The organism is Halomonas sp. HP20-15 (assembly GCF_033446685.1).
Taxonomy (GTDB): domain Bacteria; phylum Pseudomonadota; class Gammaproteobacteria; order Pseudomonadales; family Halomonadaceae; genus Modicisalibacter.
Genome location: NZ_JAWQLY010000011.1, coordinates 49,044 through 64,503 on the forward strand (window position 1 = coordinate 49,044; position 15,460 = coordinate 64,503).

Genomic DNA, 15,460 nt, shown 5'->3' on the forward strand with positions numbered 1-15,460 from the left:
GGCACCCCTGCCGGGCGATCAGTTGATCCACTTGATGCTGTCCTCGCCATCGCCGCCCGGCGTCTGGCTCTTGCAGCTGCCCTGCATATAGCCCACCCGCTCGCTCTCGGGGACGTTGTGTTCGATCTCGTAGCGCATCACCGCCTCCAGACACAGTTCGGTCTGCTCGTCACTGAGGCGCTTGCCGTCGGGCCACTTGCGCAGGGCGACGGCCTGCTTGAGGCTGTCATAGATCGTCGGCGTCATCTGCGCAATCATGCGCTCGAAGGTCATTTCACTCATCGTCATCTCCGCAATAGCCGGTACCGGCATCGTACTCGCGAGCGACCACCCGATCCGCTGGCCGGACGCTCGTTGACTAACTTTTCAATGGAGTTTGGCACGTCGGCTGGCCAGCCAGCCGCTCGCCAGGCCCAGCAGCAGGCCACCCAGATGGGCCTCGTTGGCGACGTTGCCGAAGCCGACCGGCGCGGCGAAATCGGTCATGGTGAAGACCATCCAGCCGAGCATGAAGACCACCAGCATGGTCGGCACGAAAAAGCCACTCTCCGGGACCCGTCGCGACATCAGCCAGACATAGCCGAGCAGCGCGTAGTCAACCCCGGACATGCCGCCGAACAGCACCGTACCGGTGGCATACTGCGCGAGGTTGGAGCCCACCGCGCTGATCGCGACGACCCAGGCCAGCCGAGCGCTGCCGTGCAGGCTCTCGACCTGGCGACCGAAATACCACAGCCACAGCATGTTGAAGATCAGGTGCATCCAGCCGAAGTGCAGGAAGGCCGGCGACAGTAGGCGCCAGAGCTGTCCGCTGCCCAGGCCGTCGGCCAGCGTGCCGACGCTCAGGCTGTTACCGACCACGCTCACCGGGACGATGGTCAGCCAGGCGATCACCCGATCGCCGAACAGCGCCATCAGCGCGAAAACCGCCAGGCAGAGCGCCACTATCCCGGCGGCCAGCGGCGCCTCGGCCAGCGCGCCGTGACGCCAACCGGAGCCGGCGCGTGGCGGATCCTCGTCGCGCAGTAGCGGCTCGCCACGCTGCCAGCGCTCGATGAGCTGCATCATCTGCGCATGCTGGCGCGGGTCGGCCAGCCACAGCACTTGGGCATCGCCTTCCTCGCTGAAGCGATGGCCGATGCGTCGCGCCCAGAGCGCCTGGCGCAGGGCGCGAGTGTCGGTTTCGCGGGGGATCATCAGCACCTTGTGCATGACCGCTCCTCATCTGTGGCCAGCTCCCCGCGGTCGGGGCCTGTCGCCAGCGACTCGCAGGTTCCATCCGACACATGCCTGGGCAACACATGCCATGACAGCGCACGCTTGGAGGCATGGCCTAGACGCGCGAAAAACGCGCAAAAAGAAAAGTCCGGCGGAGAGGGCCGCCGGACAATAAGCAAGGGATCATTCAAGGGAACACTCACTCTGACGGCCGCCTCGGGAACAAGTTTCATGGCGTGGCCAAAAAATGTGTAATGAATTGTAGCTTCATGAATCCAGATCGATTTCCCAGGGTCGGGGGCGGGCACGCTCTTCCCGCGGCACCCGCAACCAGACGAACTTGTCGGCGTTCAGGGCCGTCTCGCCGTCCCAGCGATAGGCGACCAGGCGACCGAACTTGACCGCGCTGTAATCGAGACAGGCGATGTTCGGCGCCGGCAGCGCCGGCACCCCCTCGCACCAGTAGTGACCCAGGAACAGCGGGCACTGCTCCGGCCCGTAATAGGGCAGCTGCGCGCGCTCGGCGGCCGACAGCCGGCGCAACTCCAGGTCATCGGGCAGGTTGTCGGGCTGGAATATCACCTCACCGTAGGTCTGCGGGTCGCGGGCCCAGAAATGCGCACGGAAGGTTCGCCGGGTAAAGCCGTCGCCGGAATGGATCTCGATGCCTTCGGGCAGATGCAGGTGCACGCCCCGGGTCAGCCGCTCGAGGACCCGGAAAGCGAAACTCTCCGAATGCACGGACTCCTGCAGGAAGGCGGCATCGATACGGCCTTGCGGGTATGCCTCGAGGAAGCGCTCGATCAGCGGCGCATCCCAGCAGGCGTGCACCACCCTCAAGCCGTCGCGCTCGAGCAATAGCGGAATCTCCATAAACCAGGCCAGCGTGTCGTCCCATTCGGCGGGATGATCGCGATACTGCTCGAGCGTCTCGTGGATGACCCGATTATGCCGCGGCGTATGCTCGCGCAGCCACTCACAGCCGGTGCCCGGAGGACAGCGCTGGTTGTATGCCAGTGCATTGATCTCATGGTTGCCCATCACGATGAACGCCTCGCCGGACTCGACCATGCGCCGGGCGATCGATACCGCCAGGCGAATCCGCGGCCCGCGGTCGATCAGGTCGCCGAGGAAGATCGCCTTGCGGCGCGGATGCCGATAGACGCCGCCCTTGAGGTGGTAGCCGAGCTTTTCCAGCAGCGCGCCCAGCGTCGCGCCGCAGCCATGCACGTCGCCGATCAGGTCGTAGCCGTCGATGCCGCCGGTCATGTTCATGTCACTCCCCCAGCCGGCTGCTCCAGCCGAGTTTGCTGCGGCAGATCTCGTAATAGTTGTGACCGCGCGGGTGAATCAGCGTCAGGCGTTGCGCCTTGCGTCGCACATAAAGAATGTCGCCGGGCTTGGAGACTACCTGGGTCTGGCCATCGCAACTGACGTGCGGATAGGCTTCGTTGGTCTCGCCGATATGAATCTTGATCTCGCAGGCACCATCGACCACGATCGGCCGGCTCGACAGCGTATGCGGGAACATCGGCACCAGGGTGATCGCCTCGAGGCCGGGATGCACGATCGGCCCGCCGCCGGACAGCGCGTAGGCCGTGGAACCGGTGGGCGTGGCCATGATCAGTCCATCGGCGCGCTGGCTATAGACGAACAGGCCGTCGATGAACAGCTCGAACTCGATCATCTCCACGGCCTTGCCGGGGTGCACGACGACGTCGTTCAGCGCATCGGCGGTTCCGACCAGCGAGCCCTCGCGATACACCTCGGCGTCGAGCAGAAAGCGCTGTTCGGTCTCGTAGTCGCCGGCCAGCACCTCACCGACCTTTTCCTCGACCTCGTCGGGCAGGATATCGGTCAGAAAGCCCAGCCGGCCGCGGTTGATCCCCAGCACCGGCGTGCCGCTACGGCACAGCGCCCGACCGGCGCCGAGCATGCTGCCGTCGCCGCCGACCACGATCACCAGATCGCAGAGCTCGCCGAGCTGGCTGCGGCTGGCTTCATGCTGGCCATGCTCGGCCAGCGCGCTGGCGGTGCGATCCTCGATGATGACATGATGGCCACGCGCGCCCAGGAAGCGGATCAGCCGGCGCAGCGTCTCGACCACGCTGCCGCTGCCGTGACGGCCGATCAGGCCGATATTCTTGAAAGGTTCCATGGGCGCTCCCAGCCACGTCGAGCCCGCTATTATGGGGGCTCTGCGTGGCCCCGGCAAACCGCGCCGCGCTTATTCGCAACCCGTTCGCAGCCGTCACGAGGTGCCTCATGTCCCGCTCCTATCGGCCCGAGACCGCACCCGGCGATTACCGCCACCCGCTGGTACGCGACCTGGCCTGGTTGCTCGACGCTCCCGACATGCTGGTTACCGCCTATCCCGGACGCCCCACGTTGACGGAACTGGGCCTGGCCGACCCCGACCGCAAGACAGCCTGGCTCGACGCACTCGAGGACAAGCCGGGGGGGCTCGAAAAAGCGCTCGATACACGCCGCGCCGGTCGCCTGGGGCTTTATCACGAGGCGCTGTGGCATTTCCTGCTGACCCATGCGCCGGGTACCCGCCTGTTGGGCGCCAACCTGGCGGTTCACGATTCGCGCGGCATGACACTGGGCGAGTTCGACCTGCTCTATGCCAGCACCGACGACGCTGCGCCCATCCACCTCGAGCTGGCCATCAAGTACTACCTGGGCCTGACGGACGGCCCCGGCCCACGCCACGACGCGGCACGCTGGATCGGCCCCGGCTGCGCCGACTCGCTGGCCATCAAGTGGCAACGCGCACTGGCCCATCAGCTCCCGCTGGCTCACCGGCCCGAGGCCGCCGCCACGCTCGAACGCTTCAGCATGGCCTCACCCGGCCGCCCTCTCGAACAGCGCCTGGCGATTCTCGGCGTGCTGTTCCAGCCGTGGCGCGGGGATGCCTCGCCGCTGCCGCCGGGGATCCATGCCGATGCCCTGCTCGGCGAATGGCTCTATCACCGCGACTGGCCGGATTTCTGCGCCACGCTCGGCAACCCGGAGTCGCTCCGCGGGGCTTTCCTCGACAAGCCGCACTGGCTGGCGCCGCCCCCCGACAGCGCCCTGCTGCCGCTGACCGCGCTATCGCGACAGCTCGATGCCCACTTCGCCGCGCGCCAGGTGCCTCGCCAACTCCTGCTGCACGAAGCGGGAGGGACCTACCGACGGCTGTTCGTGGTGGCCGACGACTGGCCGCGGGCGATTCCCCTGCCGCCAAGAGTGCCCTGCAACGCGAGCGCTTGAGGGGCCCTGAGCGCAGTCGACGCTTGACCCTGTAGTGCACTCAAGGGTTTAGACTTGCCGGAAATGTGCGTTGCTAGGGCGAATTCGCTGTGACCTATCTCGATTACTTCTCCCAATGGCTGAGCGCCTTCTGGCATTTATGGCTGGATGCCGCCCCCTGGCTACTGCTGGGACTGGTGGTGGCCGGATTGATGCAGGCGTTGCTCGATGCCAATCGGCTGGCCCGCCACCTGGGCGGCGAAGGCGCCTGGCCCAGCGTCAAGGCGGCGCTGCTCGGCGCGCCGTTGCCCTTGTGTTCCTGCGGGGTCATCCCGGCCGCGCTGGGCCTGCGGCGCAGCGGTGCCTCGCGCGGCTCGACGGCGTCGTTTCTGATCGCCACGCCGGAGACCGGGGTCGACTCGATTGCCCTGTCCTATGCCCTGCTGGGCCCATTACTGGCGATCGTTCGTCCCGTCGCTGCGATCGTCAGCGCGATTACCGCCGGTGTGTTGACCAGCGTCAGCGAACCGCGCTCGGCCAGTTCGTTGAGCGCCTCCGCGGTCGCGACCGACGCCGCTCCGGGGACTAGCGGCTCCGCTTGCTGTTCGAGCAGCGGTTGCAGCACGGCGAGCGAGACAGGCACGGGCCCGCGCAAGCCGACCCGAGCGCCACTGGCGCAGCGCTTGCTGGCGGGACAGCGCACCGCCTTCGGCGACCTGTTCGGAGATCTGGCCGGCTGGCTGCTGGTCGGCCTGGCCCTGGCCGCCGCCGTCACGGCATTCGTGCCCGAGAGTTTCCTGACCCGCTTCGGCGATGGCCTGGCGGCGATGCTGGTAATGGCGGCCATCGGCGTGCCGATGTATATCTGCGCCTCGGCCTCGACGCCGCTCGCCGCCGGCCTGCTGCTCGCCGGCGTATCGCCGGGGGCGGTACTGGTGTTCCTGCTGGCCGGGCCGGCCACCAACATCGCCACGCTGGGGATCGTGCGCCGCGAACTGGGTACACGAACGCTGGGAATCTACCTGGCCAGCGTGGTCGGCGTGGCGATCGCCTTCGGCTATTTGACCAACGCGCTGGCCGGCGTCTGGGGAATCGACGTGCAGACCGAGCTGGCCGCCAGCGGCGAATTGCTGCCGAGCTGGCTGACGCTGGGGGCCGCCGGCATCCTCGCCGCGTTGACCCTGGCCTGGCTCGGGCGCAACTGGCTGCCGGCGCGCCGCCGCACGGCCGGCAGCGGCTGCGACGATGGCTGCTGCCGCTGATCGTTGATCGGTTAATGGCCGGCGCGGCGCAATCTCAGTCGTGCGTTTAGCCGGCCTTCGTCGACACGGGGCGACGCTTCGCCGGGCGACGCTTCGCCCACCATTCGTTGACCAGCAGCGCGGCGACGATGATCGCGCCGCCGGCGGCCAGCCTGGGCAGGTCGGCATCGCGATTCCAGATCAGCAGGTTGACCAGCAGCCCGGCGGGAATCAGCAGGTTGTTCATGATCGCCAGTGCGCCGGCATCGACTTGGGTCGCGCCCTTGTTCCACAGGAAGTAGCCGAGCCCCGAGGCGACCAGCCCCAGCCAGGCCAGCACGCCCCACTGTATGCCGCTGCTCGGCAGTCGGGCCGCGCCGAACAGCGCATAGGCGATGATCACCAACCCCAACGCGCCCAGGTAGAACCAGCCGAACACGCCGTGCTGGGGCACTTCGGCCGGCAACCGGCGCGCCAGGTGGCGGTAGGCGACCTGGCCGACGGCGAAGCACAGATTGGCGCCCTGGACGATGGCGAAACCCAGCCAGAAATCGGCGCCCACCCCCTGATAACGGATCACTGCAGCGCCGGCCACGGCAACCGCCGCGGTGACCAGGTAGAATGGCGTGAAGCGCTTGTCCATGGCGTCGTCGAGCAGCGTCACATAGAGCGGCGTGAAGATGGTGAACAGCAGCACTTCCGGCACCGAAAGCAGCAGGAAGGATTGATAGAAGAAGATGTACATCAACCCCAACTGGACGGCGCCGATGGCCATCAACGCCAGCTTGTGGGCATGGCTCAAGGCCCGTGGACGCAGAAACGGCAGGAACAGCAGGCTGGCCAAGGCGATGCGCACCAGCACCGCGAAATAGCTATCGACCTGACCCGAGAGATACGCGCCGATTAGCGAGAACGAGAAGGCCCAGAGGGCCGTGACAGCGAACAGATAGGACATGAGCGATCCGTGAGTCAATCAATCGAGGCGGCTATCTTAGCGCTGCGCCAACGGCTTCTGTCAACTTCAACAGTATCTTTTAGTTCACAACCCTTGCCGGGTTCGCAGAGTGGCTGGGCCGGCCGGGGCAACGGCACGGTCGAGGTCGAGACGCATGCCGACGCCAGCCTGACATTTACCGAAAGCGGTCGCTTCCGGCTGGACGGTGCGAACGCATCGATCGCCTTTCGCAACGTCTTTCGCTGGACGCCGCAGGCGGACGCCATCACCCTGAGCCACGAGCGGCGCGGCGCCGAAGCGGCCGTCCGACTGTTCGAGCTGATTCCGGCAGAACCCGACGCCGCCGCCGACTGGGTCGCCCGCGAGGCGCATCAGTGCGTCGCCGATCGCTATCGCGCGCGGCTCACGCTGGTCGAAACGGGGTTCGACCTGGCCTGGACCATCGAAGGCCCACGCAAGAACGAGCGCCTCCTCTACCGCTACCGCTGACGTTCGCGCCCGCGCGGGACCGAACCTGGCGTATGCTCGGCGCACGCGGAGACAGGCTCCAACGATACAGCCGCCCAACGAAAACGGCGCCCGCAGGCGCCGTGGAGTACAAGGAAAATAACGGCCGGTATCAGCTTTCCTCCCAGGACTTGACCATCTCGTCGTAGGGCACGGTCTTGCCCTGCGGCTTTTCGTTGTCGAGCTTGGGCTTGGGCGCGCCCGGCTGATCGAGCCAGTACTGGGCGTCACGCGGCTCGTTGAGCTTGGGGCCGCAGGTATCCTGAACGTTGGCGCGCTCCAGACGCTCCATGATGCGATCCTGGGCCTCGGCTAGACCATCCAGTGCTTCCTGGGCGGTGGATTCGCCGCTGGCCGCACGCGACACATACTGCCACCAGAGTTGCGCGAGCTTCGGATAATCCGGCACGTTGGTTCCGGTCGGCGACCACTGCAGGCGCGCCGGGCTACGATAGAACTCGACCAGCCCACCCAGCTTGGGCGCGGCATCGGTCATCGCCTGGGACTGAATGTCGGACTCGCGAATCGGCGTCAGGCCGACCAGGGTCTTCTTCAGCGACACGGTCTTGGCGGTGACGAACTGGGCATACAGCCAGGCCGCCATACGGTTCTTCTCGGGGGTGGAATCGAAGAAGGTCCAGGCACCCACGTCCTGGTAGCCCTTCTTCATGCCCTCCTCCCAGTACGGCCCCACCGGCGAGGGTGCCATCCGCCACTTGGGCGTGCCATCCTCGTTGACCACCGGCAGGCCCTCCTTGGTCATGTCCGCGGTGAAGGCGGTGTACCAGAAGATCTGCTGGGCGATGTTGCCCTGCGCCGGGACCGGACCGGATTCCGAGAAGGTCATGCCCTGCGCCTCGGGTGGCGCGTAGGCCTTCAGCCAGTCGACGTACTTCTGTGTGGCGTATACGGCTGCCGGCCCATTGGCCGCCCCGCCTCTCGAAACGCTCGAGCCCACCGGATGACACTCCTCGACGCGAATACCCCACTCATCGACCGGTAGACCGTTGGGAATGCCCTTGTCGCCGGCCCCCGCCATGGAGAACCAGGCATCGGTGAAGCGCCAGCCCAGCGACGGGTCCTTCTTGCCGTAATCCATGTGGCCGTAGATGCGCTTGCCATCGATGGTCTTGACGTCGTTGGAGAAGAAGTCGGCGATATCCTCGTAGGCCGACCAGTTCACCGGCACGCCCAGCTCGTAGCCGTACTTGTCCTTGAAACGCTGCTGGTACTCGGGGTTGTCGAACCAGTCGGCGCGGAACCAGTAGAGGTTGGCGAACTGCTGATCGGGCAACTGGTAGATCTTGCCGTCGGGCCCGGTGGTGAACGACAGGCCGATGAAGTCGTCGAGATCAAGCGTCGGCGAGGTGAAGTCGGCACCATCACCCTTGATCATCTCGGAAATCGGCACGACCTTGCCATAGCGAAAATGGGTGCCGATCAGGTCGGAGTCGTTGACGTAGCCGTCGTAGATGTTGCGCCCCGATTGCATCTGGGTCTGCAACTTCTCGATCACGTCACCTTCCTGAATCAGATCGTGATTGAGCTTGATGCCGGTGATCTCGTGGAACGCCTTGGCCAGCACCTCGGCCTCGTACTGGTGCGTGGTCAGGGTCTCCGAGGCCACGTTGATTTCCATGCCGCGCAGCGGCTTGGCGGCGTCGATGAACCACTGCATCTCCTTCATCTGCTCCTCGGGCGTCAGCGTCGACGGCGAGAATTCACTGTCTATCCAGCGTTTGGCGGCGTCCTGGTACTGATCGGCCAGGGCCAGTGTCGGGACCGAGAGGCACGTCGCCAGACTCATTGCCAGGGCGAGGCGCGTCGGCCGTAGGGCGTACTTGTTGTGGGACATGATGACCTCGTTGTTGTGACCGTACGGTTGTATATCGGCTTGCAGCGTTGTCGTTGTCGCGATTACCCCCATTTCATGATGATGGCGAGCCCCGCCACGCTGATCAGCGTGGCGATCCACAGCGGCCAACCGGTCACCGCCAGCAACAGCAGGTGCGCATAGCCGGCGACCAGCAGACTGATGAACAGGCGATCGCCGCGGGTCGTGGCGATCGGCAGGAATCCCTTGCGTTGGTGCCCCGGCGAGACGACCTGCCACACCGTCATCGCGCATAGCATCAGCGCGATGACGATGAAGAACGTCGCCGTGGGCAGTGTCCAGGCCATCCATTCCATGACGTGACTCCTCTATCTCTCGGGCGAACCGCGCCTGGCACCGCTTAGACGCGGCCCAGCGCGAAGCCCTTGGCGACGTGGTTGCGAACGAAGTAGATCACCGCGATACCGGGCAGCAGTGCGACCACCCCGGCGGCGGCGAGCACACCCCAGTCGATGCCCGAGGCGGAAACGGTGCGCGTCATCTGGGCGACGATCGGCTTGGCGTCCACCGAGGTCAGCGTGCGCGCCAACAGCAGCTCGACCCACGAGAACATGAAGCAGAAAAACGCCGTCACGCCGATGCCGGGGCGAATCATCGGGATGAAGATTCGAAAGAAGAAGCGCGGAAAGCTGTAACCGTCGATATACGCCGTCTCGTCGATCTCCTTGGGCACCCCGGACATGAAGCCCTCGAGGATCCACACTGCCAGCGGCACGTTGAACAGACAGTGCGCCAGCGCCACGGCGATCGGCGTGTCGAACAGCCCCACCGAGGAATACAGTTGGAAGAACGGCAGCAGGAACACCGCCGGCGGCGCCATGCGGTTGGTCAGCAGCCAGAAGAACATGTGCTTGTCGCCGAGAAAGCGATAGCGCGAGAACGCATAGGCCGCCGGCAACGCCACCGCCAGCGAAATAGCCATATTCATCGACACGAACGACAGCGAATTCAGATAACTGGTGTACCAGGTCGGGTCGGTGAAGATCACCCGGTAGTTGTCGAGCGTCAGGTCGTTCGGCCACAGCGACAGGCCGCCGAGAATCTCGCGATTGGATTTCAGCGACATGTTGATCAGCCAGTAGATCGGCACCAGCACGAAGGCCAGGTACGCAACCATCACCAGCAGCTTGCGATATTTCATGGTCGTCCCCTCAGTCCTTGGCGTCGGCATGGGTCATCGCGGTGTAGAACACCCAGGTGACCAGCAGAATGATCAGGAAGTAGATCAGCGAGAACGCCGCCGCCCGGCCCAGGTCGAACTGCCCCACCGCCATCTGGGTCAGCGTCTGGCTGAGAAAGGTCGTGGTGCTGCCCGGCCCACCGCCGGTCAGCACGAACGGCTCGGTGTAGATCATGAAGCTGTCCATGAAGCGCAGCATCACCGCGATCAGCAGCACGTTCTTGAGCTTGGGCAGTTGGATGTAGCGGAATACCGCCCAGGGCGAGGCGCGGTCGATGCGTGCCGCCTGGTAGTAGACGTCGGGGATCGAGCGCAGCCCCGAATAGCACAGCAGCGCCACCAGCGAGGTCCAGTGCCAGACATCCATGATCAGCACCGTGATCCAGGCATCGCGCGGATTGGAGGCGTAGTTGTAATCGACCCCCGAGGCATTGAGCAGCCAGCCGTAGAGACCGATGTCCTCGCGGCCGATGATCTGCCAGATGGTGCCGACCACGTTCCAGGGGATCAGCAAGGGTAGTGCAAGCAGAATCAGGCAGACCGACACGCCGATGCCCCGGCGCGGCATCGATAACGCCACGGCGATGCCCAACGGCACCTCGATCACCAGTACGCTGAACGAATAGGCGAACTGACGCAGCAGCGAATCGTGCAGACGCGGATCACGCAGGATCTCGCGATACCACTCGGTTCCCACGAAAAAGCGGGTACTCGGGTCGAAGATGTCCTGCACCGAGTAATTGACCACCGTCATCATCGGAATGATCGCGCTGAAGGCGACCAGCACGAATACCGGCAGCACCAGCCACCAGGCCTTGTTGTTATGCACTCGCATGGTCGACCTCCACCAGCAGATCGTCGGCATAGAAACGGGTCCAGCGTTCGGGCAGCAATAGCCCCACCCGCCCCTCGGGCACCGCATGGTCCTCCTCGACGCGCACCTTGATCGGCAACTCGGCGTCGGGACCTTCGAGCAGCAGATCGACGATCTTGTAGGTACCCAGGTCCTGCACCAGGTCGACCCGCGCGTTCAGCGGCGACTCCCCGCACGCGACCAGCTGGATGAATTCGGGGCGAATGCCCAGCATTAGCCGCTGTCCCGAATGACGCTCCAGGGCTGCGCGCACATCCTCGGCCAACGGCACGTCACAGCCGGCCAGGCGCACGCCACCGGCACTCAGCGTGACCGGACACAGATTCATGCCCGGACTGCCGATGAAATAGCCCACGAAGGTGTGGGCGGGGTATTCGAAGAGTTCGCGCGGGGTCCCGAACTGGACGATCTCGCCTTCGTACATCACCGCGATCTTGTCGGCGAAGGTCGATGCCTCCAACTGGTCATGGGTGACGTAGACCATGGTGATGTCGAAGCGCTCATGGATCTGCTTGAGCTTGCGGCGCAGCCGCCACTTGAGCTGTGGATCGATCACCGTCAGCGGCTCGTCGAAGAGAATCGCCGCGACGTCGTCGCGCACCAGCCCGCGACCCATCGAGACCTTCTGCTTCTCGTCGGCGGTAAGATGGCTCGCCTTGCGCGTCAGCAGGTGTTCGATCTCCAGCGCCTCGGCCACCTCACGCACCCGCTCGTCGATCTTGGCCGCCGACTGTCGCTGGTTGCGCAGCGGAAAGGCCAGGTTGTCGTGCACCGTCATGGTGTCGTAGACCACCGGGAACTGAAAAACCTGGGCGATGTTGCGCTGCTGGGGCGATAGCGCGTTGACGGACTCGCCGTCGAACATCACCCGGCCCTGAGAGGGCTCGAGCAGCCCCGATATGATATTGAGCAGCGTGCTCTTGCCGCAGCCCGACGGGCCGAGCAGCGCATAGGCCCCGCCCTGCTCCCATACGTGGTCTATGCGCCGCAACGCGTAGTCGCTCGCCTGCCCAGGGTTCGCCGCATAGCTGTGAGCCAATTGGTCGAGTCGGATTTCCGCCATGATTGCCTCATTCCGTTGCAAGGGATGGTGCCCGGACCAGTTCGCCCGACGCGTCGAAGACGAACAGCTTGGTGCTAGGGGCATAGACACGGATCGCACTGTCGACCGGGAAGTCGTGGATACCGCCGAGGTGCAGCACCAGTTCGAGATCGTTGCTGGCGACGTGCAGGAAGGTCTCCGAGCCGCTGATCTCGGCGACGCCGACCTCGACGCAGAACTCCAGATCATCGTCATGCAGTGGCGTCAGGCTGAGGTGGCTGGGCCGGATACCCAGGCGATAGTCGCCGTCGTCGAGGCTGCCAAGCGGCCCCGGCAGGGGAAAGGCGGTTTGCCCGATACGCAATTCGCTGCCGGCGACCGTGACCTCGAGCAGATTGATCGGCGGCTCGCCGAACAGCGAGGCGGCCTCGGCCGACGCGGGACGATGGTAGACCGCATCGCTGGGGCCGCTCTGCAGGATCCGGCCTTGATGCAGCAAGGTTGTAGTGTCGCCCAGCGCCAGTGCCTCGGAAGGCTCGGTGGTGGCATAGACGGCGATGGTATTGCGCGAGCGGAACAATTTGCGCATTTCCAGGCGCAACTCCTCGCGCAGCTTGTAGTCGAGATTGACCAGCGGCTCGTCGAATAGCACCAGATCGGCGTCCTTGACCAGTGCCCGGGCCATTGCCGTGCGTTGCTGCTGGCCGCCGGACAGCTCGAGCGGATAGCGTCCCAGCAGATGGTCGATGCGCAGCATGGCGGCGATCTCCTCGACACGTCGCTCGATCTCGTCCTTGGGAACCCGAGCCAGCTTTAGCGGCGAGGCGATATTGTCGAACACCCGCAGTGAGGGATAGTTGATGAATTGCTGATAGACCATCGAGACATTGCGCTTGCGCACCGGAACGTGGGTCAGGTCCCGCTCGCCGAACAGCACCCGTCCGCGATCCGGCGTGTCGAGCCCCGCCATCAATCGCATCAATGTCGTCTTGCCCGACAGCGTATGGCCCAGCAGCACATTGAAGGAACCCGGCTCCAGGCTCAGGCAGGCATCACTGATGTGTTTCTCACCGCTGACCGTGCGGTCGATATGTTCGAGGATTAGAGACATGACGCAGGGCTATCCTTTTCATGTTCGCAAATTCTTCATGTTCACAAGCGAACGCCATGCCAGTTTCTTCTCGCTACTCCCAGTTTTCCTAAAAATTTCCTCAAGCGACTGATTAAAAGCCTATAAACACCCACCCTACCTTGGTATAAGCGTATTTGCGGACAACTCTACTAGGCTTGATTGAACACTCTCTGTACAGTTTATGGACACCCAGCTGTGCACGGAAATGTTCGAAAACGAAAACAAGACAGGGAAACCCGCCATGCAAGAGGATGCCAAGCATCGTCAGCGCGCCCATATTGCGCGCGCCCGAGACCGCCTGGGCAACAGCGAGGCTCGGGTTAGCGCCCGGCAGCCTGCCCGTCACTCGGCAGCCGATATCGCGCGGCGGCGCACCCTGGCCCGCCCGCTGCTGGAATTGCTGGAAAAGGATCTCGTACCCGAGGTCGCCGTCATGCTGCGGCATTGGCAGTGCGTGCTGGTGCTGGCCGACCGGGATGCCGTGATCCTGGCCCATTGGGGCGATTCACGGGCAATGCTTCCAAGCCATGAAGACTGGTTGCTGCCCGGTACGCAGTGGCAGGAAGCGCAGCTCGGCTGCAATGCCATCGGCAGTTGCCTCGCCGAGGACGAAGCCCTGGACGTGATCGGTCGCGAACATACCTGCGATGCCCTGCATCATCTCGCCGGCCACGCGGTGCCGGTGCGCGATTGGCGAGGGGAGAACGACGCCTGCCTGGCGCTGCTCAGCGACCCGTACCGCAATCGCTCTTCCCGCTATAGCGGCCTGCTACAGGTTCTGGCGATGCAGATCGAAAATGGCCGATTGATCGCCCACTACCGCCATCGCCATTTTCGCCTGGCCTTCAATGCCAACCGCGACGACATCGACGGTCCGCGTTCGGGCCTGCTGATTCTCGATGCCCACGGCCGACCGGTTAATGGCAACTCACGAGCCTGCTGGCTGCTGAAGCTCGAGCGCGAAGCGCTGACGGGAACCACGATCGACACGCTCTTCGACACGAGTTGGTCGGAACTGGTGGCGCGCGGCAACGAGCTGGTGCCTCTGCGCGTCGCCGGTCGCTATCACTGCTACGGCCGGCTCGCGGCCCCCGACCGCTTGCCTGATGCCAAGGTTCCTGCCAAGCCTTCGCCGCTATCGGCGCTCGACCTGGGCGACCCCCGTCTGCGTCAGGCGATCACGCTTGCCGAGCGCCTTGGGGATCGCGGCATCGCCATGCTGCTATACGGCGAAACCGGCACCGGCAAAGAGGTCTTCGTCAAGGCATTGCATGCCACGAGCCGGCGCGCCGACAAACCGCTGGTCGCCATCAACTGTGCCGCCATTCCCGATGCTCTGGTCGAAGCCGAACTGTTCGGTTATGTGCGCGGCGCCTTCACCGGCGCCGACCCGCGCGGCAATCCCGGGCGCTTGCGTGAAGCCCATGGCGGTCGGCTGTTCCTCGACGAGATCGGCGATATGCCTCTGCCGGTTCAGGCTCGCCTGTTACGGGCCCTGCAGGAACGCAAAGTCACGCCGCTGGGCGGCAGTACCGCCTATCCGGTGGATATCGAGGTCATCGCTGCCACCCATCGCCCGCTGGCCGACGAGGTGGCCAGCGGGCGCTTTCGCGCCGATCTGTATTACCGGCTGTGCGGGGTCGAGTTGAGCCTGCCGCCCTTGCGCGAGCGTCATGATATCCCCGCCCTGGTGCAGGTCCTGCTCGCTCAACTGACGCGCGAACTCGACCCCGAGGGCAAGGGGGGCACACCGCCTCGGCCCTCGCCAGCGCTGCTGGATTGGTTATGCCGACAACGCTGGCCGGGCAACATTCGCGAGATGGAAAACGTCCTGCGTGTCGCACTGGCGATCAGCGACGGGCCTTTGCTCGACCTGCAGCACCTGCCCGCCAATGCATTCGCCCCGGATGCACGCCTTGCGGCTCCGGCACCACAGGACCCCCACGAGCCGCCGATCAGTCGGCCGATATCCGCGCGCCCCACTCCCGCCGCTGCGCCGGCCGGTCTACGGGAGCGCCTGGCCGCCCATCGCGGCAATCTTTCGGCGTTGGCTCGGGAACTGGGCATAAGCCGCACCACGCTCTATAAGCGCTTGCGTGAACAGGCCGAGGTCGGCGTGAATGCCCTTGGTTAGTACCGGGCCCGCTGGATCGATGTCACGCGTTGCCCCGAGGTTTAAG

Annotated in this window: 15 protein-coding genes; 4 read left to right on the forward strand and 11 right to left on the reverse strand. The window is 64.8% G+C overall.

Features of this window, described 5'->3' with window-relative positions; all coding sequences use genetic code 11:
- Positions 1–18: 18 nt before the first annotated feature.
- The 4 genes from R6258_RS14570 to R6258_RS14585 form a co-directional block, all read right to left on the reverse strand.
- Entirely contained in the window at positions 19–282 is a 264-nt protein-coding gene (locus R6258_RS14570; RefSeq protein WP_318451881.1) for a YeaC family protein, read from the reverse strand.
- Positions 283–366: 84 nt separating this feature from the next.
- Positions 367–1,212, reverse strand: coding sequence for a rhomboid family intramembrane serine protease (locus tag R6258_RS14575; protein ID WP_318451887.1), 846 nt, complete (start codon positions 1,210–1,212; stop codon positions 367–369).
- A 273-nt stretch (positions 1,213–1,485) separates the two neighbouring features.
- Positions 1,486–2,493: a metallophosphoesterase gene (locus R6258_RS14580; protein WP_318451894.1), complete on the reverse strand. Its 1,008-nt coding sequence runs from the start codon at positions 2,491–2,493 to the stop codon at positions 1,486–1,488.
- Position 2,494: 1 nt separating this feature from the next.
- Positions 2,495–3,376 carry an NAD(+) kinase gene (locus R6258_RS14585; protein WP_318451900.1) on the reverse strand — a complete coding sequence of 294 codons (882 nt, stop codon included), beginning with the start codon at positions 3,374–3,376 and terminating at the stop codon, positions 2,495–2,497.
- A gap of 107 nt (positions 3,377–3,483) precedes the next feature.
- On the opposite strand from R6258_RS14585, the gene R6258_RS14590 reads away from it, so the two are divergent.
- Both R6258_RS14590 and R6258_RS14595 read left to right on the forward strand, forming a co-directional pair.
- Positions 3,484–4,476, forward strand: a complete 993-nt coding sequence (locus tag R6258_RS14590; RefSeq protein WP_318451906.1) for a DUF1853 family protein — start codon at positions 3,484–3,486, stop codon at positions 4,474–4,476.
- Positions 4,477–4,565: 89 nt separating this feature from the next.
- Positions 4,566–5,717, forward strand: a complete 1,152-nt coding sequence (locus R6258_RS14595; protein ID WP_318451913.1) for an SO_0444 family Cu/Zn efflux transporter — start codon at positions 4,566–4,568, stop codon at positions 5,715–5,717.
- 46 nt (positions 5,718–5,763) lie between these two features.
- Here R6258_RS14595 and R6258_RS14600 read toward each other — a convergent pair whose 3' ends face one another.
- On the reverse strand, positions 5,764–6,651 hold the full coding sequence (locus tag R6258_RS14600) for a carboxylate/amino acid/amine transporter (protein WP_318451919.1): 888 nt from the start codon (positions 6,649–6,651) through the stop codon (positions 5,764–5,766).
- Between the two features lie 93 nt (positions 6,652–6,744).
- Between R6258_RS14600 and R6258_RS14605 the strand changes: the two genes are divergently transcribed.
- Positions 6,745–7,140, forward strand: a complete 396-nt coding sequence (locus tag R6258_RS14605) for a DUF6314 family protein (RefSeq protein WP_318451926.1) — start codon at positions 6,745–6,747, stop codon at positions 7,138–7,140.
- Positions 7,141–7,270: 130 nt separating this feature from the next.
- Here R6258_RS14605 and R6258_RS14610 read toward each other — a convergent pair whose 3' ends face one another.
- The 6 genes from R6258_RS14610 to R6258_RS14635 form a co-directional block, all read right to left on the reverse strand.
- Positions 7,271–8,965 carry an ABC transporter substrate-binding protein gene (locus R6258_RS14610; protein ID WP_318452262.1) on the reverse strand — a complete coding sequence of 565 codons (1,695 nt, stop codon included), beginning with the start codon at positions 8,963–8,965 and terminating at the stop codon, positions 7,271–7,273.
- A gap of 110 nt (positions 8,966–9,075) precedes the next feature.
- Positions 9,076–9,348 (reverse strand): DUF2160 domain-containing protein, encoded by a 273-nt coding sequence (locus R6258_RS14615; RefSeq protein ID WP_318451933.1) that lies wholly within the window; start codon positions 9,346–9,348, stop codon positions 9,076–9,078.
- Positions 9,349–9,392: 44 nt separating this feature from the next.
- Positions 9,393–10,193, reverse strand: a complete 801-nt coding sequence (locus tag R6258_RS14620) for a carbohydrate ABC transporter permease (protein ID WP_318451938.1) — start codon at positions 10,191–10,193, stop codon at positions 9,393–9,395.
- A gap of 10 nt (positions 10,194–10,203) precedes the next feature.
- Positions 10,204–11,067 carry a sugar ABC transporter permease gene (locus tag R6258_RS14625; RefSeq protein ID WP_318451952.1) on the reverse strand — a complete coding sequence of 288 codons (864 nt, stop codon included), beginning with the start codon at positions 11,065–11,067 and terminating at the stop codon, positions 10,204–10,206.
- Positions 11,054–12,169 (reverse strand): ABC transporter ATP-binding protein, encoded by a 1,116-nt coding sequence (locus R6258_RS14630; protein WP_318451962.1) that lies wholly within the window; start codon positions 12,167–12,169, stop codon positions 11,054–11,056. Before R6258_RS14630 ends, R6258_RS14625 begins: the two co-directional genes overlap by 14 nt.
- A 7-nt stretch (positions 12,170–12,176) precedes the next feature.
- A complete protein-coding gene (locus R6258_RS14635) occupies positions 12,177–13,259 on the reverse strand; it encodes an ABC transporter ATP-binding protein (RefSeq protein ID WP_318451967.1) in 1,083 nt (360 codons plus the stop codon).
- A gap of 262 nt (positions 13,260–13,521) precedes the next feature.
- On the opposite strand from R6258_RS14635, the gene R6258_RS14640 reads away from it, so the two are divergent.
- Positions 13,522–15,414, forward strand: a complete 1,893-nt coding sequence (locus tag R6258_RS14640) for a sigma-54-dependent Fis family transcriptional regulator (protein ID WP_318451973.1) — start codon at positions 13,522–13,524, stop codon at positions 15,412–15,414.
- Positions 15,415–15,460: the final 46 nt, after the last annotated feature.